We start from the raw sequence: 21,999 nt of genomic DNA on the forward strand, positions 1-21,999 counted from the left end.
GACGTCATGGCGGATCCCGATCAGCGTCGGACGCCGGGGCTGGACCTCGACTCGGGCGCCGGCCTGCTGCACCGGTTGACCTCCTACTCGCCGGAACGGGAATGGGACGTGCCCGACGAGGATCCGCGGCTGCGGCACGACCTCACGCCAAACGACCCGGAGACGCTGCCGCCGCCCATGAAGGCGTACCCGGACGGCCTGCCGGTCCTCGACCTCCCCCGCGACCTGCCCGACCCGGGCGTGCCGGCCACGGCCGTGCTGGCCGGCGCCGTCCCGGCGGCGCAGCCGCTGGACGCCGCCCAGCTGGGCCGGATCCTCTTCCTCGGCGCCGGGGTGGTCCGCACCATCGAGCGGCGGGGTCGGCGGACGCTGTTCCGGGCCGCCGGCTCGGCCGGCGGGCGGTTCCCGCTGGAGGTGTACGCCAGCACCCGGAACGTCGCGGGCGTCCCCGACGGCGTGTACTGGTACGACGGCGCGCGGCACGTCCTGGTCGGGATCGGCCCGGCGGCCACCGGCACCGCCACCACGCTGGTGGTCACCGGGGTGCCCTGGCGGACCGGATGGCGGTACGCCGAGCGCGGCTGGCGGCACCTGTACTGGGACGGCGGCACCCTGCTGTCCCAGCTGTCCACGGCGGCCGCCGCCGCCGGGCTGCGACCGCGGCTGCGCAGCCACTTCCCGGACGCGGCGCTGACCCGGCTGGTCGGCGCCGACGGCACGCACGAGTTCCCGCTCGCCCTGCTGTCGCTCGGCGATGGCGATCCGGCGATCGGCCCCACGGGGCCGGCCGCGGCCGGCGAGCTGCCGGCGGTCGAGCTGCCGCTCTGCACCGTGGCGCAGCGGGCGGGCGACCGGGACGATCTCGGCGCGCCCTGGCCGGAGGGCGAGCCGCTGGCCGACGCGCCGCAGGCCGACGCGCCGCCGGCCGACGCGCCGTCGGCTGATGTGCCATCGACCGGCGCGCCGTCGGCCGAGTCGGTGGACCGGGTGATCCGGCGGCGCGGTTCGCAGCGCCGGATGGACCGGACCCGGACGCTGCCCCGGGCCACCCTGGAGTGGTCGATGTCCGCGGCCCTGCGCGGCATCGGCGTGCCGCACTGGGTGGCCGTGCACGGCGTCGACGGCGTGCCGCCGGGCATCTACCGGTGGCCGGACCTCGAGAGCCCGCTGCAGACCGGTGACCTGCGCCGGGAGCTCGAGCGGATCTGCCTCGACCAGTCGCTGGCCGCCGAGGCCGCGTTCGTGGTCATCGCGGCCGTCCCGCTGGCCGGCCTGGACGACCGCCGCTACCGCGAGGCCCAGCTGGCGGCCGGCGTGGTGGAGGGGCGGCTGCACCTGGCCGCGTACGCGCTCGGTGCGAGCGCCAGCGGCATGACGTTCCTGGATTCCGAGCTGCCCGGGCTGCTGGGCGAGCCCGACCTGGCCGGGTTGCTCGTCACCTGCGTGGGTGTGCCCGAGTACGCCTCCCGGCCGGGCGGCGAGCCGGGCGCCCCGGTGGCGGTCCGGTACGTCCAGGCCCGGCTGGCCAGCTGAGCCGCCGCATCGGCCGGCCCGACGCGGGCTGAGCCGCCCTTCACCACCGGGCGACTGCCCGGCCACCCACCGTGTCGCGCCGGTTCGAGCCGCCCGCATACGCCCGGGAGCCGGTCGGGCGAGCACCGTCTCCACCGGACGGTGGATCGCACACCGGCAACGAACGGACGGATCGGACCGCTCTGCGCCGAGCCATTTTGCTACCCGCCAGTTAGCCGTATGGTGACCCCCGGGAATGGGGGGCAAGATCTTAAATGGTCAAGATCATTGATCAATGCTGCCCAAATTCCGGCAATGACGCCGGATGTGCTGGCGTCACCGTCCGGTTGAGAGGAGACCGGCATGTGGGACACGCTGGTACGGCCGTCCGCCGAAACTGCGGCGTACTTCCGGGAGAACGGCTGGTGGCGGGACGGGTCCTTCCTGGACGATTTGGACCGCGCGGTGCGGGAGAACCCCGACCAGACCGCCATCATCAGCTACGGCACCCACCGTCCGAAGCGGACGATCAGCTACCGGCAGCTCGATGAGACGGTCGACCGGTTCGCCGCCGCGCTCGTCGAGCTCGGCGTCGGGCGCGACGACGTGGTGGCCGTGCACCTGCCCAACTGGTGGATGCTCACGCCGCTCTACCTGGCCTGTGCCCGGGTGGGCGCGGTGAACGCCCCGATCGTGCCGTCCCTTGGCGCCCGCGAGCTGGGCCAGGTGCTCGCCGGCAGCCGGGCCAAGGTGTGCGTGGTGCCGGACACCTACTCGGGCGCCGACTACATCCAGCGGCTCGACGACGTCGCGCCGGAGAGCCTCGCCCGCCGGGTCGTGGTACGCGCCGACCCGGCCAGCGCGGTCCGCGCGCAGAGCCCGGCCGGCCGGGACCTCATCGACTTCGACGAGTTCTTCGTGGACACCGCCTGGGAGCGGACGCACCGGGTACGGGACATCCCGGCGCCGGACGCGGACGACGCGGCGCTGCTGCTGTTCACCTCCGGCACCACCGGCGCGCCGAAGGCGGTGGCGCACAGCTACAACACGCTGTACGCCGGCACCCTCGCGCTGGCCCACCGCTACCACCTCGACGCGCAGTCCGTGGTGGCGGTGCCGCACTACCTGACCCACATGGCCGGGCTCACCTTCGCCGCGTACATGTCGCTGGTCCTCGGCGGCACCTGCGTGATGCAGGACGACAGCGACATGGGGCTGCTGCTGGACTGCGTGGCCGAGCACGGCGTCACGTTCGGGTACGCCGCCCCGATGTTCGTGCTGGGCATGCTGGCCGAGCAGCGGTCCAGGCCGCGCGACCTGTCCTCGCTGCGGCACCTGATCTCCGGCTCGGCGCCCATCCCGCCACAGCTGATCGCCGACACCCGCGAGGTGCTCGGGGTCGAGCTGGGCGCGCTGTGGGGGATGACCGAGAACGGCGGGGTGACGGTGACGTCTCCGGACGATCCGCCGGGCTGGGCCGCCAACAGCGACGGTTCCGTCGTGCCCGGGATGGAGCTGCGGATCGACGCGGAATCCGGCAGCGAGATCGGCAAGCTGCTGGTGCGGGGCGCGGCCCAGTGCCTGGGCTACCTCAACCAGCGGGAGATCTACCAGCGGTCGCTGGACGCCGATGGTTGGTTCGACACCGGCGACATGGCCCGGCCGGACGGCCGCGACGGCATCCGGATCACCGGCCGTCGGGTCGATCTGATCACCCGGCGGTGGGCGAACAAGGTGCCGACCCTCGAGGTCGAGGCGGTGATCCTGCGCCACCCCGGGGTTCGCGAGGTGGTGCTGACCGGTTACCCGGACACCGAGGTGCCGGGCGCCGACTGCCTCTGCGCGGTGATCGTTCCGGAGGGCGCCCCGCCGACCGTGGACGAGCTCAACAAGTACCTGGACGAGGTCGGCATGACCTGGGAGAACTGGCCCGACCGGGTGGAGGTCACCGACGCGCTGCCGCGGAACTCCCTCGGCAAGGTGCTGCGGTCGGTGGTCCGGGAGCGGGTCGAGCATCTGGTCGGCGGCCAGGACTGATGCGCGACGACGTCGACGGCGGGGTCGGCGTCTCGAGCGACGTGCTCGTGATCGGTGCGGGGATGGCCGGCGTGGTCGCCGGCTGTTTCCTCGCCCCGCTGGGACGGGTCCGGGTGCTCGAGATGGAGCCGGCGCCGGCGTACCACTCGACCGGCCGGTCGGCCGCGCACTTCTCGGAGTACTTCGGGAATCCGGCGGTCCGCCGGATGACGGCCGCGAGCTGGCCGTTCCTCCGGACACCGCCGCCGGGATTCGACGGCCCGCTGGTGGCGCCGCGCGGCGTGCTCGCGCTCTGCCCGCCGGGCGCCGAGGACGTGTTCGACCGGGCCTACGAGGCCGGCCGGCGGGTCCGGGGCGGGGTCGAGCGGCTGGACGAGGGGCAGGTCCGCGAGCTGTGCCCGGTGGTCCGCCCGGGCCGGTTCGTGGCGGCGCTGCTGCGCCCCTCCGCCATGGACCTCGACGTGGCGGCCCTGCACGCGGGAATGGTCCGGGGCATCCGGGCCGCCGGCGGCGAGATCCGGTGCGGGGCCAGGGTACGTGCCCTGGCCCGGCGCCGGGGCAGCTGGTACGCGGACACCGACGCGGGCACGTTCGCCGCGCCCATCGTGGTGAACGCCGCCGGCGCCTGGGCCGACGAGCTGGCCCGGCTGGCCGGGGCGGCTCCGCAGGGCCTCGTCTCCCGGCGCCGCACGGTGGCGGTCACGCCCGCGCCCGACGGGTACGACGTGACGCGCTGGCCGATGGTGACCGACGTGACAGACACCTTCTACTTCAAGCCGGAGTCGGGCCGGCTGCTGCTCTCCCCCGCCGACTCGACCCCGGTGCCGGCCGGCGACGTACGGCCGGACGACCTGGACGTGGCGCTGGCCGCGCACCGGTTCGAGGAGGCCACCACCGTGCGGGTGCGGCGGATCACCCACCGGTGGGCCGGGCTGCGCACGTCGACCCCCGACGACATTCCGGTGATCGGCGCCGACCCGGCCGCCAAGGGCTTCCACTGGCTGGCCGGGCTCGGCGGGTACGGCATCCAGCTCGCGCCGGCGTGCGGCCGGCTGCTGGCCGCCGCCGTCACCGGGACCGCGCCCGACGGCCCGCTGGCCGGGCTGGCCGAGGTCGTCGCGCCCCGGCAACCCACCGCCCACCGCTCGCCCGCCCATTCACCGTAGGAAGGGCACCGGAGTTGAACACCACCAAGGATGGATCGAGCCCGGCGGGCCACGGCGAACAGCCGGCCGGCGCCGCCGCCCGATCCGGCGGACCGGACGGCGAACCCGTCCCGCCGCCCCGCGCCACGGCCGCCGTGGCGCTGGCCGCCGTCGCGCTGGCCGCCGTCGAGACGCTGGCCCGGTTCGACCGGGAGGGCGCGGTCCGGATCACCCGGTCCGGCGGCGGGCTCACCCTGCCCGAGCGGCCGGACCGGCTCCGGGACCTGCCGGTGCGGCGGGCCCTGACGCTGATGGCGGAACTGCTCACGCCGGCGACCGCCGAACCCGGCGCGGCGGGCGTCGCGGCATCAGCCAGCCCCGCGGCTTCAGCCAACCCCGCGACATCGGCCAACCCCGCGGCGTCAGCCAACCCCGCGACATCAGCCAACCCCGCGACATCAGCCAACCCCGCGACATCAGCCAACCCCGCGACATCGGCCGAACCGGTGGCTGCCGAACCGGCGGCGGCGGACCGGCCGGCGCTGGAGGTCGCGCTGGCGCCGGCCGCACCGGGCGCCGCGCCGCCCGCCGGCCCGGTGCTGTCGGTACGCCTCGACGGCGAGCCCCGGGCCGAGCTGGTCTGCCCGCCGGACGACCCGTGGGCGCCGCAGCGCGACGCGGTGGTCGAGACGTTCACGGAGCTGCTGCGCGGGCTGCTGGCCGCGGCCGGACCGACCGAGCCGGCAGAGCCGACCGAGCCGACCGAGGCGGCGGAGCCGACCGAGCCGACCGAGGCGGCGGAGCCGACCGAGGCCACCGAGGCCACCCCGGCCACGCTGCCCGGGGTCACGGCGGCCACCCGGGTCCGGCTGCTGTCCGAGCTGGCCGGTCGGGCCGTCGAGCACGGCCCGCCGGTGTCGGTACGGGAGCTGCTCGAACGGCAGGTCGACCGGACGCCGCTGCGCCGGGCCATCACCTTCGACGGCCGCACGCTGCGGTACCGGCAGCTGGACATGCTGGCCAACGGCCTCGCCCGGGCGCTGGCGGCCCGCGGCGTGGTGGCCGGGGACATCCTTCCGGTGGCCATGACCAACTGCCTGGAGATGCCGCTGGCGTACCTGGCGCTGATGAAGCTCGGCGCGGCGTTCGTGCCGCTCGACCCGGTCTGGCCGGCCGAGCGGATCCGGACCGCCATCGACGTGGTGGCGCCCCGGCTGGTGCTGCTGACCCGGGACGTGGCCGTGGAACACCCGGTGGGGACGTACGTGGTGGACATCGCCGACATCGTGCCGTCGGCGGAACGGCCGGCCGGCCGGGTGGATCCGGAGGCGCCGGTCTACGGCATCTACACCTCCGGCAGCACCGGCACCCCGAAGTGCGCCGTCAACCTGCACCGCGGGTTGGTCAACCGGTTCCGGTTCATGACCCGCTACTTCGCCGCGCCCGCCGAGCAGGTGGTGCTGCAGAACAGCCGGCACACCTTCGACTCGTCCGTCTGGCAGCTCTTCTGGCCGTTGACCACCGGCGCCCGCACGGTGATCCCCCGCCAGGGCGACTACCTCAACCTCGAGGACACCGTCGACAACATCGTGCGGCAGGGCGTGACGGTCACCGACTTCGTGCCGGGCGTGTTCAACATGCTGGTCTCGCTGGTCGAATCGGATCCGGCGGCGCTGGACCGGATCCGCAGCCTGCGGCATCTCGTGGTGGGCGGCGAGGAGATCAGCCCGGCCGCCGTGCACCGGTTGCGCCGGCTGCTGCCCGGGCTCGCGGTCACCAACGGGTACGGCCCGTCCGAGGCGTCCATCGGGATGGTGTTCCACCCGATCAGCGAGGAGGACGGCAACCAGGTGCCGCTGGGGCGCCCGATCGACAACTGCTACGCGGTGGTGGTGGACGGCCGGACCAACCTGCTGCCGCCGGGTGGCCGCGGCGAGATCCTCATCGGGGGCGCCTGCCTGGGCGCCGGCTACCTCGGCGACCCGGAGCGCACCGCCCGGGCGTTCGTGGCGAACCCGTTCCCCGAGCTGCCCGGCGACCGGCTGTACCGGACCGGCGACCTGGGCTGGTTCGACCCGGCCGGGCGGCTGTTCTTCGGCGGCCGGCGGGACGCCCAGGTGAAGATCGACGGGATCCGGATCGAGCTGGGCGAGATCGAGGCGGCCGCGCAGGCCATGCCCGGGGTCCGGGACGCGAAGGCCCTGGTGGCCACCCGCAGCACCCACAAGGCGCTGGCGCTCGTGGTGGCCGCGGAGCCGGCCGTGACCGAGGTGGCGCTGCGCCAGCACCTGGCCCGGGCGCTGCCCCGGGCGCACCTGCCCCGCCAGTACGTGATCCTGGCCGAGCTGCCGCTCACCGGTCACGGCAAGGTGGACCGCCGGGCGCTGGCGGCGCTCGTGGCCGGCCGCTCCGCTCCCGGCGCCGCGGTGACCTCGGTGGCCGACGTGGCGCACCGGGTCCTGGCCGTGTTCCGGCAGGTGCTGGACGTGCCGGAGCTGCCGGCCGAGGCCGACTTCCTGCGCTCCGGCGGCGATTCGCTGCGGGCCCTGCAGGCGGTGCTCGCGCTGCGCGGCCAGGGCCACCAGGTGCAGATCAAGGACCTGTACGCCGCGCCCACGGCGGGCGGGCTGGCCGCCCTGCTGGCCGAGCGCGAGCTGGCCCGGCTCGGCGATCCGCTCCGGCGGGCCGGCACGGGGGCGGCGGCCGCGCCGGGGGCGGCGGCCGCGCCGGCGCCGCCGGCACGGTCCCGGCCGGGCTCGCCCGTGCCGGCCAACGGATCGGCGCCATCCGTGCCGGCCAACGGGTCGGCGGGGCCCGGCGGCGTGCCGGACGACGTACCCGACCTGTTCCGCGACGCCACGCTGCCCGCCGAGCTGATCATCCGGCCGGTCCCCGACGAGCGCCCGCCGCGGTCCCTGCTGATCACCGGCGGCACCGGCTTCGTCGGCTCGCGGATCGTGCACGAGGCATTGGCCACCACCGACCTGCGGGTGTACGCGCTGTGCCGCGCCGTCGACGACCGCGCCGCCCGGGACCGGGTGATCGGCGCGCTCACCGAACAGGGCCTGTGGCGCGGGGCGTACGCGGATCGCCTGGTCGGGGTGGCCGGCGACCTCGCGCGGCCGGCGGTCGGCCTGAGCACGACGGCCTGGCGGCGGCTGGCCGACGCGGTCGACGCGGTGGTGCACGCCGGCGCCCTGGTCAACTTCCTCTTCGACTACGACGCCCACCGCAACGCGAACGTGCTCGGGACGCTGGAGATGCTGCGGCTGTGCCAGACCGGCCGGGCGAAGCCGCTGCACCACATCTCGACGCTGGGCGTGCTCGACTCGACGGCCCGCCGGCGGGACCAACCGGTGCGGGAGGACTTCGACCCGGCCGCGGCCGTGGTGCCGACCACCGGCTACAGCCGGTCCAAGTGGACCGCCGAGCGTCTGCTGGCGCAGGCTCGGGACCGGGGCGCGGCCGTGACGGTCTACCGCCCCGGCGAGGTGATGCCGGCCGGCGACACCGGGTTCCCGAACCGCCGCGCGCTCACCCACCTGCTGCTGACGGGCTGCCGTCGGCTGGGCGCCGTGCCGGACGTGCCGCTGCCCACCGACTACACCCCGGCCGACCATGTGGCGGCCACCGTGCTGGGCGGGGTGTTCGATCCGCTGGTCCGCGGCCGGTCCCTGCACCTCTTCCATCCGGTGACGGTGGACTTCGCCGGCGTGATCAACGGCACGGGGACGCTCAAGCCGCTGAGCCCGGTCGACTTCCTCGGCGCCCTCGACGAGGCCGCCGGCGACGACCCGGCGCTGGAGCTGGTGCGGGCGCTGGTCGCCGACGGGTCACGGTGGCGGGTCGAGGACCTGCTCGCCGACAACCCGCGGCTGTTCGACCGCGCCGAGGGCGCGGCCCTGGCGCACCGGGCCGGCGTCGAGCCGGTCTGGTTGCCGGCGGCCATCGGGGCCTACCAGAACCACCTGGCCCGGGTCTGACGCATCCGGGCAGGACACTGCGAAAGGGACGGCACAGTGCACTATCGATCGATGGGTCGGCTCGGCTGGCGGGTCAGCGAGGTCGGCTACGGCATGTGGGGCATCGGCGGCGGTCCGGGCGGCTTCACCGGCTGGGACTACGACACCGCGCCCGGCTGCCTCGAGCGGGCGCTCGAGCTCGGCTGCAACTTCTTCGACACGGCCTGGGTGTACGGGCGCGGGGTGAGCGAACAACTGCTCGGCCGGCTGCTGGCCGACCATCCCGGCGAGCGGATCCACGTGGCCACCAAGATCCCACCGAAGAACCGGGAGTGGCCGCCGCGAGCCGGCGACACCCTCGACGACGTGTTCCCGGCCGACCACATCCGCGAGTACACCTACCGCAGCCTGGAGAACCTGGGCGTGGACCGGATCGACCTCATGCAGTTCCACGTCTGGGAGGACCGCTGGGCCGGCGACGAGCGGTGGCAGACCGCGATCGCCGACCTCAAGGCCGAGAAGGTGATCGACGGGTTCGGCATCAGCGTCAACCGGTGGGAGCCGGCCAACTGCCTGCGGGCCATCGACACCGGGCTGGTCGACGCCATCCAGGTCATCTACAACATCTTCGACCAGGCGCCCGAGGACGAGCTGTTCGACCGGGCGCAGCGGGACGGCATCGCCATCATCGCCCGGGTGCCGTTCGACGAGGGCGGCCTGACCGGGGCGCTCACCGCCGACACGACCTTTCCGGAGGAGGACTGGCGGGCCGTCTACTTCGGACCGGAAAACCTCGGCCCCACGGTGGCCCGCGCCGACGCCCTCAAGGAGCTGCTGCCGGTCGGCATGACGCTGCCGGAGCTGTCGCTGCGGTTCATCCTGCGCCATCCGGCCGTCAGCACGGTGATCCCCGGCATGCGCAAGCGCGCCCACGTGGACGCCAACCTCGGAGTCAGCGACGGCCGGCCGCTGCCGGACGGGCTGCTCGACGCGCTGCGGGCGCACCGGTGGGACCGCCGGCCGACCGCCTGGTCGATGTGAGGGGACGACCGTGACGATCATCGCCATGTGGGCGCACCCGCGGTCGGTCTCGACCGCGTTCACCCGGATGATGATGCAGCGCGGCGACCTCACGGTCGTGCACGAGCCGCTGGTCACGCTCACCGACTTCGGCGAGGTCACGCTGCCCGCGCCGGCGCCGGCCGAAAAGACCGTGGCGCGCCGCCCGGCCGAGGTCTTCGCCGCGCTGCGGGCCGCCGCGGCCGAACGGCCGGTGTTCGTCAAGGACACCCTCGAATACCGGTACGACCACCTCTTCGAGCACCCCGACGACCTGCGCGACCTCACGCACACGTTCATCGTCCGCGAGCCGGAACGCACCATCAACTCGCACCGCGCGCTCAAGCCCGACGTCAGCCTCGGCAACATCGGGTACGAGCACCAGTGGGAGCTGTTCAAGCACGCCTGGCGGGTCACCGGCGCCCGGCCGGTGGTGGTGACCGCCGAGCGGCTGCTCGCCGACCCGGCCGGGACCGTCTCGGCGTACTGCGCCCGGGTCGGGCTGTCGTACCTGCCCGGGGCGCTGTCCTGGCAGCCGGAGGACCGGCCGGAGTTCGCCAAGACCCGGCGCTGGCACCTGGACGCCATCGCCAGCACCGGCTTCGTCCCCGCGCAGAAGCGGTTCGAGGTCACGGTGGCCAACGACCCGCTGCTGCGCTCGTACTACGAGCACCACCTGCCCTTCTACGAACGACTGGTCGAACACGCCCTCTAGCCCCTGCCCGAAGGAGTTCCGATGACCACCCCCGACGACGACCGCTCGCCCGGCGAACTGTTCGCCGACGCGTACGCCAAGGACGGCGAGCACGCCGAGGTCACCTTCGACTTCACCGTCACCGAGGCCTTCAAGCCCACCCAGGAGCGGCCCCGGCTCACCGTACGGAACCTGTTCAGCAAGCGGGACGCGCCGGCCGGCTCGGTGCGGCACTGGGGTGAGTCCCGCCCGAGCAGCGCGGAGGCCGACCGGGTCAGCGAGTCCGGGCTGCGGCGCGAGGCCGCGTTCCGGTTCGGCATGAGCGAGGCCCGGGTGTACCCGATCCAGGGCTGGGTCCAGGTGCCCGAGGAGCTCACCACCGACCGCGACGGGCTGGCCCGGTTCCTCGACTACCGGCTGTTGGTCCGGCTCGCCACAGCGGAGAACCAGGCCCTCACCATCGGCCCGCACGGCCTGCTCAACCACCCGGACATCGCGGCGCTGCCGTACCGCGGGGACTACCGGACCGGCCTGCTGGCCGCGTGCAACGAGATCGAGCAGACCGGGGCCACCGCGCACGCAATGATCGTGAACCCGGCCGACTACTACTTCCAGCTGCTGGGCCACGGCTCGGTGCTGGCGGATCTGGCCCGCAACGGCACCAAGATCGTCCGTACCCGGATGGTGGCCCCCGGCTGCGCCCTGGTCGGCGACTTCGCCGTGGCCGCGCAGCTGCTGGACGGCGGCCGATCGGTGATCAAGGTGGCCACCCCGCCGGACGGGACCTTCGCCGAGCCCGGTCTCGCGGTCTGCGCCGAGGTGTACGAGGGGCTCGCCGTGCACCTGCCGACGCACTTCTTCCACGTCGTACCGGCCTGAGGCGGTCCGATGGCCGGCATGTCGAGCGCGCGGACGGTCCTGAGCCGGTCGGTCCGCCCGTACGCGGAGGTGTTCGGTGCGCGCGGCGCCGGGGGGTTCGTCACGGCCGGGTTCTTCTCCCGGCTGACCACGGCGATGCTCGGGCTGGGCCTGATCCTGGCCATCACCGCGGACGGCGACCGGTACGGGGTGGCCGGCGTGGTGGCCGCGGCGGTCGTGCTGGCCAGCGGCGTCTGCGGCCCCGTCGCCGGCCGGCTGGTCGACCGGTACGGGCAGGCCGTGGTGCTGGTGGTGACGACGGTGGCCTTCGGGCTGGCGCTGTCCGGGATGGTGCTCGCGGTGTCGGCCGGCGCGCCGGACTGGTCGCTGGTCCCGCTGGCGCTGCTCTGCGGCGGCACCATGCCGGTGGCTGGGCCACTGGTCCGGGCCAGGTGGACGCGGATCCTGGCCGGCACCGAGCTGCTGCGCACCGCGTACGCCTTCGAGGCCGCCACCACCGAGCTGGTCTACATCCTCGGTCCGATCCTGGTGGCGCTGGTGGCCACCGGGCTCGGCCCGGTGCCGGGCCTGCTCGTGGTGCTGGCCTGCGCCGTGCTGGGCACCCTGGCGCTGGCCGCCCAGCGCGGCAGCCAGCCCGAACCACACCGGTCCGGCGCGGCGCCCCGGGCCGGGGTGCTGCGCAACGCCGCGCTGCGGCTGCTCTGCGCGGTGGTGTTCGGGCTGGGCGGCATCACCGGGTCGATGGAGATCGTCACCATCGCCCGGGCCAGCGGGCTGGGCCAGCGCGGCCTGGCCGGCCTGCTGATCGGGCTGTTCGGGGTGGGCAGCATGGCCGCCGGCCTGGTGCTGGGCGGGCTGCGGCTGCGGGCCTCGCTGGCCCGGCGGCTGGCCGTGCTCGGTACGACCATGGTGCTGGTGCTGGTGCCGCTGGTGTTCGCCTCCGGCGTGGCCGCGCTGGCCGGACTGCTCGTGCTGGCCGGGGTGGTGCTGGCGCCGTCCCTGGTCACGACCATGGAGCTGATGCAGCGGGTGGTCCCGGCGGCCGCGTTCACCGAGGCCTCGTTCTGGCTCACCAGCGCCATGGCGTTCGGCATGACCGCCGGCAACCTGGCCGGCGGGTTCTTGGTCGACCGGTGGTCCGCGGGCGGCGTGGCGTACCTGGTGACCGTCGCCTTCGGGCTGCTCACCGCCGGGACCGCGCTGGCCGGCGGCCCCCTGCTGCCGGCAGAGCCAGCGTCGCCGGCGGAGCCAGCGTCGCCGGCGAGACCGGCGGGGCTGGCGGAGCCGGCGGGGTCGGCAGGGCCGGCGGGGTCGGCACGGCCAGCGCGGGACCAATCCGATGAGGTGGAGGCGCTGTGAAGATCGGCATTCTGGGTTGGGACCACGGCGAGGTGGACGTGGACATCCCGACCATGGTGGAGCTCGGCCGCGAGCTGGGCCACGAGGTGACGCTGTTCGTGCTCGACGAGATCGAGTGCGTGGCCGCCGAGCGGGGGCTCACGCTCACCCTCGGCGGGGAGCCGGCCGGCTCGTTCGACGTGCTCATCTCCCGCGCCCAGCTGCGCACCGAGAGCTGGCGCGCCGACGTGGAACGGCTCAGCCTGGCCAGCAACATCCCGGGTGTGCCGATTCTCGACCCGGTGGCCGAGTTCATCTCCGCGGAGAGCAAGCTCGGGATGATGCACCAGCTCGGCCACGCCGGGCTGCCGGTGCCGCCCACCTGCGGCTGCCGGACGTACGAGCAGGTGCGCTCGGCGTACGACCGGTGGGGGTCGATCGTGCTCAAGGGCGCCTGGGGCTTCGGCGGGCACGACGTGGAGCGGGTGCTCGAGCTGCCCCGCGAGGACGAGCTGGTGCACGGGATGCTGGCCCGGTACGGCGAGCTGGTGTGCCAGCCGTACGTGCCGAGCCTCGGCGGAGACGTCCGGATCACCATCGTGGGCGACGAGGACGTGTTCAACGTGCACCGGGTGCCGCAGGGCGACGAGTGGCGGGCCAACGTCGGGCTGGGGGCCAAGGCCGAGCCGTACGAGCCGACCCCGGAGCTCGTCGAGCTGGCCCGGCGGGCCGCCCGGGCCATGGGCATCACGATCGCCGGGGTGGACCTGATGCCCACGGCCGACGGCTTCCTCATCATCGAGGTCAACAACGTGCCCGGCGGCCTCTACCTGCTGGGTCCGGAGGCGCAGCGGCGGGCCATGACCGCCATGTACGACCTCGCGGTGCGGACCGCGGACCGGCAGCGCGCGCCCGGTCCGGCGCCGGTCGCGCCCGTCTGATCGCCGGCCAGCCGCGCCGGCCGTGAATCGGCCTGGTCCCGGCCCCGATCACCCGGCGTCACCTCACCGGCCGCGACAGTCTCCGCGAGCGGTATGCCGGAGAGGAATGATTACTCCTCTCCGGCATACCGCTCGTCTGGCTGGTCCCGCCGCGCGGGCGACACGCTCGGGCGGAAGGTTCAGTTCGAGACCGTCGCCAGGTGGTTCTTGAGGCCCTGCCCGAAGGCGGTGGGGGTGCCGTTGTAGTCGGTGATCAGCGACGGGCCGGAGGAACAGTCCCAGTTGTTCCAGGTCCAGCCGAGGTAGCTCACGCCGTGCGCGTCGGCCCAGGCCATCACCTGGTCGATGAAGCCGTGCGCGCAGTCGTTCTCCCCGATCTCGCTGAGCACCAGCGGCACCTGGGCGGCCACCGGCGCCCACTCGCGGTCCCAGCAGGCGGTGTCGACGCAGGCGTTGAAGTTGTAGACGTGCGCGAACGCCATGAGGTTGTTCTTCGGGTCGGTGGGCCGGTACTGCAACCACTGGTCGAGCTTGTTGGACCAGCTCAGGCCGCCCACCATCACCACGTTGGTGGCCCCGGTGGCGCGGACGGCGTTGACCAGGCTCTGGAAGCCGGCCACCTGGTAGCCGATGCCGGTGCAGGCGCCGCCGTCCCGGAAGCACTTCCAGCCGGCCGTGCTGTCCCAGTTCGCCGCGGCGTCCGGGTACGGCTCGTTGAACAGGTCGAACACCACCGCGTCGTTGCCCTTGAACGCGTTGGCCACCCCGGTCCAGAACTGCGGCGCGTACTGCGCGTCCGGCATCGGCTTCTGGCACGTCGCCTTCACGTCCGAGCAGCCGGCGCCCTGGCCGCCGTACTGGCCGTAGTTCCAGTGCATCTCCACGATCGGGGTGATGCCGTTGGCGATCAGCAGGTTGACGTAGTTCTTCACCTCGGTCTGGTACGCCGCGCCGGTGGTGCCGCCGGCCGGCACGTCGGCCGTGCCCAGCCAGCACTCCTCGTTGAGCGGCACCCGTACGGTGCGCACCTTCCAGGACCGCATGGCGGTGATCGACGCCTGGTCCATCGGGCCGTTCCACATGCCGTAGCCCTGGATGCAGCTGAACTCGCCGCCGGACCGGTTCACCCCGAGCAGCCGGTACGTGGCACCGCTCGCGGTCACCAGGCGGTTACCGGAGACGTGCAGCGCCGGCGCGGCGCCGTTGTTCGGCGGCGGGGTGCTCGGCGGCGCGCTCGTGGGCGGCGGGGTGCTGGGCGGCGCGGTCGTCGGCGGCGGGGTGCTGGGCGGCGCGGTGGTGGGCGGCGGGGTGCTGCCGGTGCAGGCCGTCCCGTTCAGCAGGAGGTGGTAGCCCGGCGGGTTGATGCCGGACCAGGAGCCGAGGAAGCCGATCGACACCGACGCGTTGCTGCCCAGGTTGCCGTTCCAGCTGTAGCTGGTGGCCGTGATGTGGCTGCCGGACTGGCTGAAGTTGGCGTTCCAGCCCTGGGTGATCTTCTGCGCCGGATCGACGAAGTCGAACGCCAGCGTCCAGTTGCTGACCGGGTCGCCCAGGTTGGTGAGCTGGATGTTGGCCTGGAAGCCGCCCGCCCACTGGTTGGTGACCGTGTAGTCGGCCCGGCATCCGGCCGCGGCGAACGCGTGGGGCGAGAGGGCCACCCCGACACCGGTCGTCAGGATGCCGGCCGCCGCGATGGCGGTGATGCGTTTCAACGGATCTCCTCGAACGTCGGCGCGCACGCGCGCGCTCGTTGGTGAGGCTGCCCTGGGCCTCGACGTCCGGCTCATGAAACCGCCCAAAGTATCCATGCGCGGTGGTCGATCCGCAACAGACCGCCGGCGCCGCCGGTAACCCACAATTCCCATCGGCTAAGACGGTTATTGACCGGAGCGGTCAGCCGGCCTGTACTGAGGTCATGTTCAGGAACCCGGCGATTCTCCGCCGGCACGTCGACTTCCGGCGCGTCAGCAGCGCGCTGTGTCGGCGCTGACGCCGGCACCGACCATCCCCTGACCGGCCCGGGTCGGCCCGTCTGACCTGTCGCCGGCGGCGCGCCGCCCGCCGATCGTCCGGCGCGCCGCTCCTCGATCGTCCGGCGCGCAGCCCCGCCGATCGTCCGTCGCCGCCGCACCGCCCGCCGATCCTCCGTCGCCCACGCGGCGCCCGCTGGCCGGCCGCACCGGCAACCGCGCGCCGCCGCCGGTCCGCCGCACCACACCTTCGCGCCGGTCCTCCGGCCGCTTCCGCGTCCCCGCCACCGTCCCCTGTGGACCGGGCATCACCGCCGAAACACCGAGGAGTTCCTCACGATGGCTCTGCGTACCCTCGTACCCGCCGAACCGGTCGGCACGGCCGATCCGGCCGGGGTCCGGCCGCCCCCGGCGGAGGCCGCGCCCGCGCCACGCCGGTCCGCGCCGCCGCGCAGCCGGGGCGGACGGTGGCGGCCGCTGCTGCGGTACGCCCTGCTCGGGCTGGCCACCGACCTGCTCGTCCGGGTGTTGGAACACCGCTTCCTGTCCTGGCGGCGCGGCTTCGAGGGGATCGCCGGATGACCGCGACCACCGGAGCCGTCCCCGCCGAAGCCACCGGAACCCGCGCCGAGGCCCTCGCGGCCGGAACCCGCACCGCCGTCCGGGCCCGGGACATCCGGCGGTCCTTCCGGCCGGCCCATCCTGCGCGGCGTCGACCTCGACATCCGGGCGGGCGAATTCGTGGCGCTGCTCGGGGCCAGCGGCAGCGGCAAGACCACCCTGCTGCGGGTCCTCGGCGGCCTCGATCCCGATGCCACCGGCGAGCTGCGGACGCCCGACCGGACCGCCATCGTCTTCCAGGAGCACCGGCTGCTGCCCTGGAGCCGGGTCTGGCGCAACGTCACCCTCGGGGTCGCCGGCGGCCATCCACGGGACCGCGCGCTGCGGGCGCTGGCCGAGGTCGGCCTCGCCGACCGGGCCGACGCGTGGCCGGGCACGCTCTCCGGCGGCGAGTCGCAGCGGGTGGCGCTGGCCCGGGCCCTGGTCCGGACCCCCGAGCTGCTGCTGCTGGACGAGCCGTTCGGCGCGCTCGACGCGCTGACCCGGCTGCGGGCCCAGGCGCTGGTGGCCCAGCTGTGGACCGAACACCGCCAGGCCGTGCTGCTGGTGACCCACGACGTGGAGGAGGCGCTCCTGCTCGCCGATCGGGCCCTGCTGCTGGCCGACGGACACATCGTCGAGTCGGTCGACGTCGACCTGCCTCGACCTCGCGCCATCGGACACCCCCGATTCGTCGCGTTGCGCCGGCGGCTGCTGGCCGCGCTGGGGGTCGCCACACCCGAGGAGGAGCGATGACGGAGATCCTGGACCTGACGGCGGACGTGCTGGTGATCGGCGGCGGCCCGGCCGGCGCATGGGCAGCGCTGAAGGCCGCGCAGGCCGGCAGCGACGTGATCCTGGCGGACAAGGGTTACTGCGGCACCAGCGGCGCGACCGCCTCGGCCGGCACCGGCGTCTGGTACGTCCCGCCCGAGCCCGCCGCCCGGGAGTCGGCCATGGCCAGCCGGGAGAACCTCAACGGCCACCTGTCCGACCGGCGCTGGATGGCCCGGGTGCTGGACCAGACGTACGCGAACATCAACGAGCTGGCCGCCGCGGGCCGGTATCCGTTCCCCACCGCCGCGGACGGCACCGAGGTCCGCCGCGGGCTGCAGGGTCCGGAGTACATGCGCCGGATGCGGGCCTGGCTCAAGCGGTCCGGGGTGCGCATCCTCGACCACAGTCCGGTGCTGGAGCTGCTGACCACGGGCGCCGGCGCGGTTGCCGGGGCCGCCGGGTTGCGTCGCCAGCAGGGTCAGGACTACCGGGTACGGGCCGGAGCGGTGGTCCTGGCCACCGGTGGCTGCGCGTTCCTGTCCCGCGCGCTCGGCTGCGACGTCAACACCGGCGACGGTGCGCTGATGGCCGCCGAGGTGGGCGCGGTGCTGTCCGGGATGGAGTTCTCCAACGCGTACGCCATCGCGCCGGAGTTCTCCTCGGTGACCAAGACGGCGTACTACACGTACGCCACCTTCTACCGCCCGGACGGTTCTGTCCTGGAGGGCGCGGGCAGCCAGCGCGGGCGGTCGGTGATCGCCCGGGCGCTGCTGGCCGAGCGGGTGTTCTGCCGGCTGGACCGGGCCGACGCGCAGGTGCAGGCCGCCATGCGGTTGGGCCAGCCCAACTTCTTCCTGCCCTTCGACCGGATGCGGATCAACCCGTTCACCGACCGGTTCCCGATCACCCTGCTGCTGGAGGGCACCGTGCGGGGCACCGGTGGGATCCGGGTGGCCGGCCCGGACTGCTCCACCGGGGTCCCGGGGCTGTACGTCGCGGGCGACGCGGCGACCCGCGAGCTGATCTGCGGCGGGTTCACCGGCGGCGGCTCGCACAACTCGGCCTGGGCGATGTCGTCGGGAACCTGGGCCGGCAAGGCGGCCGCCATCTTCGCCTGGGCCGTCGGGCCGCGCGCGCACCGGCGCCGGCTGGTGCCGGCCGGCGCGGCGGGGCTGCGCCCGACCGGCGCCCCGGGCGGCGGGGCGGACCACCGCGAGCTGGTCCGCGCGGTCCAGGCGCACACCCACCCGTACGACCGGAACTACCTGCGGCGCGGTCCGGTGCTGGCGGACTCGCTGGCGGTCCTGGACGACGCCTGGCGGCTGGGTCGGGAAGGGCTGCACGGCACCGGCATCGACGCGCTCTGGTCCCGGCAGGCCGCCGCGATGGTGGCGCACGCCCGGTGGATGTACACGGCGGCGCTGGCCCGGCCCGAGACCCGGGGCATGCACAAGCGGCTGGACCACCCGGAACCGGACCCGGAGTCCCGGCACCGCCTGGTGGTGGGCGGCCTCGACGAGCTGTGGTCGGCGCCCGATCCCGTACGCCCGCACACCCCGCTCGACTTGGCGGTGGCGGCGTGATCGAGCTCGTCTCGCCCACCCGGTGCATCAGCTGCGACCGCTGCATCGAGGCCTGCCCCACCAACGTGTTCGACCGGGGCGCCGACGGGGTGCCGGTGGTCGCCCGGCAGGGCGACTGCCAGACCTGCTTCATGTGCGAGGCGTACTGCCCCACCGACGCGCTGTTCGTGGCGCCGCACACCACGCCGCTCGCCGACGACGACCCGCTGCGCGACGAGGCGCACCTGGCGGCCGCCGGCCTGCTCGGCAGCTACCGCGCCGGCATCGGCTGGGGACATGGCCGGATCCCCGGCGCCCGGCTCGCGCTCGGGCCGGGCCTCGGTCCCGCCCCGGCCGGCTCCGCACCGACCACCTCCGCCCCCGCCACGTCCGTACCGACCACCTCCGCACCGGCGACCTCCGCGCCGGCCACCTCCCGGAAGGGCGACACATGAGCCACCTGTCCCGACGATCCGTCCTGGCCCTCGCCCTGCTCGGCGGCGTCGCCGCCGCTGCCGGCGGCTGCGGCGCGGACGCCGCGAGCGGCGCCTCCGACGCGGCCTGGACGCTGCGGATCGGCACGATCGGCAGCCGGAACCGGCTCACCGGGCCGGTGGGCTGGCTGCACGCCCAGAACAAGCTGCTGCCGCTGCTGGCCGCCGCGCACGTCGAGAAGATCGAGGTCTACACCTTTCCGAACGGGCCGGATCTCAACCAGGCGCTGGTCGGCGGCAAGCTGGACCTGGCCAGCTATGGCGACACCCCGGCCCTGGTGGCCCGGGGCGCCGGCCAGCCGACCCGGCTGATCGCCGAGTCGCTCGTCGGCAACGACGCCGGGATCGTCACCGTGCCCGGCGGGGTGTCGTCGCTGCGCGACCTGAACGACAAGGTGATCGCCACCCAGACCGGGTCGTACATCCACCGCTACCTGCTGGGCGCGCTCGCCGATCTGGGTGTCAAACCGCGGCGGATCGTGCACGTCTACAGCACCGACACCGAGGCCGCGCTCGCGAAGCGCAGCGTCGACGCGGCCGCCGTGCCGGCCAACTACGCGTACGCCTTCCAGGCCAAGGGCTACCCGCTGCTGGAGCTGGCCTCCAAGGCCCGGCCGCGGTATCTCGGCACCAGCGCCACGGTGGTCACCGAGACCACCCGGCGCCGGCACGCCCCGCTCATCCGGGCCTGGCAGCAGGCGCAGACCGAGGCCACCCGGCAGGCCAAGGCGGGCTGGCCGGACTATCTGGCGTTCAACGTGGACCTCGGTCCGTTCGGCGCCGACATCGTGCGCCGGAGCGTGCTGCGCGAGCAGCTGCCGGACACCCCGTTCACCGACGCCGGCCTGACCCTGCTCAAGGGCACGAAGGATTTCCTGGTCGGCCAGAAGCTGGTGGCGAAGGACTTCAGCGTCGACGACTGGATCGCCCCGGAGGCACGGCAGCCATGACCGCCGCCACCGATGCGCCGAGCGAACTCCGTACCGACGTGCTGGTGCTGGGGGGCGGCCCGGCCGGCACGTGGGCGGCCGTGACGGCCGCCGCTGCCGGCGCGGCCGTCGTGCTGGCCGACAAGGGCTACTGCGGCACCAGCGGCGCCGCGGCCTCCGGCGGCAACAACCTGTGGCATGTGCCGCCCGGGCCGGAACGCGCCCGGGCCGTCGCCCGGCGGGCGGTCGCGGCCGGTCAGCTCACCGACCCGGGTGTGAGCCTGCGGGTTCTCGACGAGACCTGGCGGCGGGTCGAGCAGTTGGCCGACTGGGGTTATCCGTTCCCGGTCGACGAGCACGGGGTGCAGCGGCGATCGTCGCTACAGGGTCCGGAGTACCTGCGCCGGATGCGCCGCAAGGTGCTCCGGTCGGGGGTGCGGGTGCTCGATCACCATCCCGCGCTGGAGCTGCTGGTCACCCCCGACGGCGCGGTGGCCGGCGCGGCGGGGATCGCGCGGCAGGACGGCGGCGCGCCCTGGCGGGTCCGCGCCGGGGCGGTGGTGCTGGCCACCGGCGGCTGCGCCTTCCTGTCCGGAGCGTTCGGGCTGAACGTCGACACCGGCGACGGGCACCTGATGGCCGCCGAGGTGGGCGCCGTCCTCTCCGGCATGGAGTTCTCCTGCGCGTACGCGCTGTCGCCCGCCTTCGGCAACCACACCAAGGGCCTGATGATGCAGTTCGCCACGTACTACGGCGAGGACGGCCGGGTGATCCCCGCGGACGGGTTGACCGGCCGGGTCGAGCTGGCCCGGCGGGCGGCGGCCGGCGAGACCATCCACGCCATCCTCGACAAGGCGCCCGAACAGCTGCGGCCGCTGGCCAGGCGGGCCCAGCCGAACTACTTCCTTCCGCTGGACAAGGCCGGGATCGACCCGTTCACCCAGCCCTACCCGCTGCGGTTCGTGCTGGAGGGCACCGTACGGGGCACCGGCGGGTTGCGGCTGACCGGCGGTGACTGCGCCACCGGGACCCGCGGTCTGTACGCCGCCGGCGATGTGGCCAGCCGGGAGCCGGTGACCGGGGCCATCAGCGGCGGCGGCAGCTACAACGCCGCCTGGGCGATCTCCTCGGGCGCCTGGGCCGGCGTGGCCGCCGCGTCGTACGGCCGCCGGCATCCGGCGCCGCGGCACGTGCTGCCGGCCGGCACGGCCGGGCTGGCTCCCGCCGGCACGGCCGGCCGCCATGTGGGGGCCCCGACAGGTGCGGTGGGCCGCGCTGGGCTCGGCCCCGCCGGCACGGCGGCTCGTGATGGGCTCGCTGCCGCCGGCACGGCGGTCGGCGAGGTGGTGGCCGCCGTCCGCGCCGAGGTGACGCCGCTGTCCCGCAACTTCTTCCGGACCGGCGCCGGGCTGGTCGACTCGCTGTCCAGATTGGACGACATCTGGTCGACCGCCGTGGCCGGAATCGGCGGTACGGGCCGGGAGGCGCTGCGGGCCCGGCAGGCCGCCGCCATGACGGCGCACGCTCGCTGGATGTACCGGAGCGCGCTGGCGCGGGTGGAGTCGCGCGGCATGCACCGGCGGGACGACGCCCCGGGCAGTGATCCCGCCTTGGCGCACCGGATCCTCTGCGGCGGCCTGGACGAGGTGTGGACGGCCGCCGACCGGACGGCGGTGGCGGCATGATCGAGGTGGTCTCCCGACCCCGCTGCGTGACCTGCGATCTGTGCGTCCGGGTCTGCCCGATGGACGTGTTCGACCGGGGCGCGGACGGGGTGCCGGTGATCGCCCGGCAGGGCGACTGCCAGACCTGCTTCATGTGCGAGGCGTACTGCCCCACCGACGCCCTGTTCGTGGCGCCGCTGTCCGGCCCGGCCCCGGCCGGATCGGCGTACGCCGACGAGGACGCGCTGGTCGCGGCCGGGGCGTTCGGCGCGTACCGAAGGGCGATCGGCTGGGGACGCGGCCGGATCCCCGGCAGCCGCCTGGACACCAACCATCTCTTCACCTCGCGGGTGGCCGGCCAGGTGTAGCCCGGCCGGCGTGGCGCGGCCGGCGCTCCCCCGCCGGCCGCGCCGGGGCGGTCGGGCTCGCGGACCCG

General features: G+C 74.5%; 17 protein-coding genes. 16 read left to right on the forward strand and 1 reads right to left on the reverse strand.

The window, feature by feature from the left end; translation table 11 throughout:
- Positions 1 to 6: 6 nt before the first annotated feature.
- From ACFFHU_RS05220 to ACFFHU_RS05260, 9 genes are all read left to right on the forward strand, one after another.
- Positions 7 to 1,533, forward strand: a complete 1,527-nt coding sequence (locus ACFFHU_RS05220) for a nitroreductase family protein (RefSeq protein WP_377336266.1) — start codon at positions 7 to 9, stop codon at positions 1,531 to 1,533.
- Between the two features lie 342 nt (positions 1,534 to 1,875).
- Positions 1,876 to 3,549, forward strand: a complete 1,674-nt coding sequence (locus ACFFHU_RS05225; protein WP_377336268.1) for an AMP-binding protein — start codon at positions 1,876 to 1,878, stop codon at positions 3,547 to 3,549.
- The gene (locus ACFFHU_RS05230; protein ID WP_377336270.1) at positions 3,549 to 4,715 is read left to right on the forward strand and encodes an NAD(P)/FAD-dependent oxidoreductase; all 1,167 of its coding nucleotides are present in this window, start codon (positions 3,549 to 3,551) and stop codon (positions 4,713 to 4,715) included. Before ACFFHU_RS05225 ends, ACFFHU_RS05230 begins: the two co-directional genes overlap by 1 nt.
- Positions 4,716 to 4,729: 14 nt before the next feature.
- Positions 4,730 to 8,677, forward strand: a complete 3,948-nt coding sequence (locus ACFFHU_RS05235) for an amino acid adenylation domain-containing protein (protein ID WP_377336272.1) — start codon at positions 4,730 to 4,732, stop codon at positions 8,675 to 8,677.
- 36 nt (positions 8,678 to 8,713) lie between these two features.
- A complete protein-coding gene (locus ACFFHU_RS05240; protein WP_377336274.1) occupies positions 8,714 to 9,697 on the forward strand; it encodes an aldo/keto reductase in 984 nt (327 codons plus the stop codon).
- Between the two features lie 10 nt (positions 9,698 to 9,707).
- Positions 9,708 to 10,430: a sulfotransferase-like domain-containing protein gene (locus ACFFHU_RS05245; protein WP_377336276.1), complete on the forward strand. Its 723-nt coding sequence runs from the start codon at positions 9,708 to 9,710 to the stop codon at positions 10,428 to 10,430.
- Between the two features lie 21 nt (positions 10,431 to 10,451).
- Positions 10,452 to 11,288, forward strand: coding sequence for a family 3 encapsulin nanocompartment shell protein (locus tag ACFFHU_RS05250; protein ID WP_377336278.1), 837 nt, complete (start codon positions 10,452 to 10,454; stop codon positions 11,286 to 11,288).
- Between the two features lie 18 nt (positions 11,289 to 11,306).
- A complete protein-coding gene (locus ACFFHU_RS05255) occupies positions 11,307 to 12,647 on the forward strand; it encodes an MFS transporter (RefSeq protein ID WP_377336280.1) in 1,341 nt (446 codons plus the stop codon).
- A complete protein-coding gene (locus ACFFHU_RS05260; RefSeq protein ID WP_377336282.1) occupies positions 12,644 to 13,567 on the forward strand; it encodes an ATP-grasp domain-containing protein in 924 nt (307 codons plus the stop codon). The genes ACFFHU_RS05255 and ACFFHU_RS05260 overlap by 4 nt, the downstream gene beginning before the upstream one ends.
- A 179-nt stretch (positions 13,568 to 13,746) precedes the next feature.
- Here ACFFHU_RS05260 and ACFFHU_RS05265 read toward each other — a convergent pair whose 3' ends face one another.
- On the reverse strand, positions 13,747 to 15,279 hold the full coding sequence (locus ACFFHU_RS05265) for a cellulase family glycosylhydrolase (protein ID WP_377336284.1): 1,533 nt from the start codon (positions 15,277 to 15,279) through the stop codon (positions 13,747 to 13,749).
- Between the two features lie 597 nt (positions 15,280 to 15,876).
- On the opposite strand from ACFFHU_RS05265, the gene ACFFHU_RS05270 reads away from it, so the two are divergent.
- From ACFFHU_RS05270 to ACFFHU_RS05300, 7 genes are all read left to right on the forward strand, one after another.
- Complete coding sequence (locus ACFFHU_RS05270) at positions 15,877 to 16,119, forward strand: hypothetical protein (protein WP_377336286.1); 243 nt, start codon at positions 15,877 to 15,879, stop codon at positions 16,117 to 16,119.
- Positions 16,120 to 16,278: 159 nt separating this feature from the next.
- Positions 16,279 to 16,893: an ABC transporter ATP-binding protein gene (locus ACFFHU_RS05275; RefSeq protein ID WP_377336288.1), complete on the forward strand. Its 615-nt coding sequence runs from the start codon at positions 16,279 to 16,281 to the stop codon at positions 16,891 to 16,893.
- Positions 16,890 to 18,497 (forward strand): FAD-dependent oxidoreductase, encoded by a 1,608-nt coding sequence (locus ACFFHU_RS05280; protein WP_377336290.1) that lies wholly within the window; start codon positions 16,890 to 16,892, stop codon positions 18,495 to 18,497. The genes ACFFHU_RS05275 and ACFFHU_RS05280 overlap by 4 nt, the downstream gene beginning before the upstream one ends.
- Entirely contained in the window at positions 18,494 to 18,931 is a 438-nt protein-coding gene (locus ACFFHU_RS05285; protein ID WP_377336292.1) for a 4Fe-4S binding protein, read from the forward strand. The genes ACFFHU_RS05280 and ACFFHU_RS05285 overlap by 4 nt, the downstream gene beginning before the upstream one ends.
- Positions 18,928 to 19,920, forward strand: a complete 993-nt coding sequence (locus ACFFHU_RS05290; RefSeq protein WP_377336294.1) for an ABC transporter substrate-binding protein — start codon at positions 18,928 to 18,930, stop codon at positions 19,918 to 19,920. The genes ACFFHU_RS05285 and ACFFHU_RS05290 overlap by 4 nt, the downstream gene beginning before the upstream one ends.
- Positions 19,917 to 21,584 carry an FAD-binding protein gene (locus ACFFHU_RS05295; protein ID WP_377336296.1) on the forward strand — a complete coding sequence of 556 codons (1,668 nt, stop codon included), beginning with the start codon at positions 19,917 to 19,919 and terminating at the stop codon, positions 21,582 to 21,584. The genes ACFFHU_RS05290 and ACFFHU_RS05295 overlap by 4 nt, the downstream gene beginning before the upstream one ends.
- Positions 21,581 to 21,931 carry a 4Fe-4S dicluster domain-containing protein gene (locus ACFFHU_RS05300; protein ID WP_377336298.1) on the forward strand — a complete coding sequence of 117 codons (351 nt, stop codon included), beginning with the start codon at positions 21,581 to 21,583 and terminating at the stop codon, positions 21,929 to 21,931. The genes ACFFHU_RS05295 and ACFFHU_RS05300 overlap by 4 nt, the downstream gene beginning before the upstream one ends.
- Positions 21,932 to 21,999 lie beyond the last annotated feature (68 nt).

Origin of the sequence: Plantactinospora siamensis, assembly GCF_042434095.1 — a bacterium.
Lineage (GTDB): Bacteria > Actinomycetota > Actinomycetes > Mycobacteriales > Micromonosporaceae > KBS50.